Source organism: Chroococcidiopsis cubana SAG 39.79, assembly GCF_003991895.1.
GTDB classification, from domain to species: Bacteria; Cyanobacteriota; Cyanobacteriia; order Cyanobacteriales; family Chroococcidiopsidaceae; genus Chroococcidiopsis; species Chroococcidiopsis thermalis.
Map to the genome: position 1 here is coordinate 1 of NZ_RSCK01000220.1, position 2,499 is coordinate 2,499.

Sequence of the window (2,499 nt, forward strand, 5' to 3'; positions counted from 1 at the left end):
GATTGTCAGCAATAGATTGTTTCTGGCATTTTCTACTCCTACAAATAGGTAAAGAAATAGGGGAGATAATCCACCCTATTGCTTCACCTACCCAATCCTACGGAAGGATCTGATTGAGTCATTAGGAATGGTTCCAAGACCTATGTTAGGGTAACGTCCTGGTCCCAAATCGGCAGAGACACCCCGAAATTGAGAATCTGTAAAAAATCTCCAAGTTCCCTGATTAATGACAATTGAAGTCACGCGATCGTTAACATCATTACCTACATTTGGAGTGTCACTATTTGTTTCCACTAACTTGCCTCTGAAATTGCTGTCGTTATAAAGTTCTACAGCAGCCATTGTTTTTCTCCTTTGTGTATTTGGCAGATTTAGACAGAAGATGAGGGCGCGATCGCATTCCTTCTATCTCCTTGTTTTATTTATCCCAAGTGTAAAGAGTTCCAATGCTCAACTTCTTTGGTGATTCTTACCACGATTTATCAAATTCTTCTGATGAAGGGCGCACCTGTTTTGGTGTCATTCCGGTGAATCGCTGAAACTGTTGAGTTAAATGACTTTGACTGGAGAAACCTACTTGTAAGGCAATGTTGGCGATCTCCAAATCCGTTTTTGACAGCAGCATTTTTGCCCGCTCCACTCGCTATTCGATCGCATACTGATGCGGAGAAATACCTGTAGCGCGTTTGAACAAACTAGCAAAATAAGTGGGGCTAATATTGATGACTTTGGCAATTTCAACCAGTGATAAATCTCTATTGCGATCTGCTGAAGCTGCAAATCGGTCTTAGAGAAGCAGTTCACGAGATTAACTCGATCGCTCTCTAGCTCCGATGTTTCAACAACTTGCGCGATCGACTCTGGCTTCAAGTAAATGTGCAGCATTGACTTATAGCTTACACTTTCCCCGCAGTGCCAGTAGCTCGGTTGTCCCGCCGGAACAAAAATACAGTCACCCTTTTGAACAATAGACTCATGCTTTGCGTTGTCACGCTTCTGGGTCAAATGAATGGGTTGTCCTAGCGGTAAGTTGAGCCAGTGATTTGACAGGGCAGGAATCTCAACTTCAGTTGATGTTGGAAAGCTTTGATACTGTTGAACCAAAATCTCATTTCAGCCCAAATGCTTACTGGATAACACCAGAGATTTATTTAACCACTGGTCGGGTTCGACTGAGCCGATCGAGTTACTTGTCGTAAATTTTGTTTTTAGCATTTGACCCATCTATTTGATTTGGTGCTATTGTTAAATTGGTCACACTGCAAAAAATTCTATCTACTTCCAGCAGGTTGCATCGCATCGAAAACATCAGTACGCCAGTAACTCTTCATAGCTTGTTCTAGGATGTGCCTGCAAACTACACGATCGACGATCGCGAACTGATGTATGTTACTTCTGGACTAAATTTTTTCTTTTCAGGAGAATGTCAGTTTTTGTAAAACTTCGTTACAAACTGTGAGTGTTGCCTAGAATGCGCTCTTCGTTAGTCGGACAATCACTTCGTTGACATCAACATCGTCCGGCTGGGACACCGCATACAAAACGGCTCTGGCGATCGCATCTGGAGTCAGTGCGGTTTTACGGATTTCCTTCATTAGGTCTTTTGCTGCATTATCTGTAATTTCTGCACCGAGTTGGGTTTCTACCACACCAGGAGAGATGGTGGTGACGCGAATATTTTTCGATTCCTGCCGCAGTCCTTCGGAGATTGCCCAAACTGCATATTTGGTGGCGCAATACACTGCGGCAGTAGGCACTACCAAATGTGCGCCGATAGACGCTGTATTGATAATCTGTCCGCCGCCTTGTGCCTCCATCATCGGCAAAGAAGCCGCAATGCCATTCAATACACCACGAATGTTCACGTCGATTGTGGTATCCCAGTCCTCGACTTTCAAGCTATTCAACGGGGACAGGGGCATCACACCTGCATTGTTGAAGATGACATCGACGCGACCGAACTTATCCTTGGTAAACTCAATAAAGGCTTTCACATCCTCGCGATTGGTGACATCGAGAGCTTTAAATTCGGCTGTACCCCCTTGCTGGTGTATTTCCTTGACAATCTTTTTCAGCTTTTCGGTTCGCCGTGCCCCTAGAACAACATAAGCACCATTTTGGGCAAGTAACTTGGCGGTAGCTTCTCCGATGCCACTACTGGCTCCAGTAATCGCAATGACTTTATTTTCTACGTTGAACATGACTTTTCTCGCGATTGAAGTTGATTTGAGTTAGAGAGATTGACCACCAGAGACTTCGATTCTCTGTCCATTCACCCAGCGATTTTCTTCAGACAGCAACGCTGCAATCGCACCTCCAATATCATCCGGCTCACCCACACGACCTAGAGCGGTTTGCGATGCGATGAAGCTGTTAATGCCTGGATTGTCCCGCACTCTACCACCGCCAAAATCGGTGACGATCGCTCCTGGTGCGACTGTATTCACCGCAATTTGCCTGTGTCCCAATTCCTTTGCTAGATACCGAGTCAGAACCTCG

At 45.0% G+C, this 2,499-nt stretch carries 5 protein-coding genes; all 5 read right to left on the reverse strand.

What is annotated here, in order from left to right; all coding sequences use genetic code 11:
* Nucleotides 1-87: 87 nt before the first annotated feature.
* Complete coding sequence (locus tag DSM107010_RS37345; protein WP_015155877.1) at nucleotides 88-342, reverse strand: beta/gamma crystallin-related protein; 255 nt, start codon at nucleotides 340-342, stop codon at nucleotides 88-90.
* 127 nt (nucleotides 343-469) lie between these two features.
* Nucleotides 470-625 carry a helix-turn-helix domain-containing protein gene (locus tag DSM107010_RS40800; RefSeq protein WP_199756044.1) on the reverse strand — a complete coding sequence of 52 codons (156 nt, stop codon included), beginning with the start codon at nucleotides 623-625 and terminating at the stop codon, nucleotides 470-472.
* 18 nt (nucleotides 626-643) lie between these two features.
* Entirely contained in the window at nucleotides 644-745 is a 102-nt protein-coding gene (locus tag DSM107010_RS43480; protein WP_199756046.1) for an AraC family transcriptional regulator, read from the reverse strand.
* A gap of 721 nt (nucleotides 746-1,466) precedes the next feature.
* Nucleotides 1,467-2,201, reverse strand: a complete 735-nt coding sequence (locus DSM107010_RS37355) for an SDR family oxidoreductase (protein ID WP_127025375.1) — start codon at nucleotides 2,199-2,201, stop codon at nucleotides 1,467-1,469.
* A gap of 30 nt (nucleotides 2,202-2,231) precedes the next feature.
* The coding region (locus DSM107010_RS37360) for an SDR family oxidoreductase (protein ID WP_199756045.1) at nucleotides 2,232-2,499 on the reverse strand (268 nt) is incomplete at its 5' end.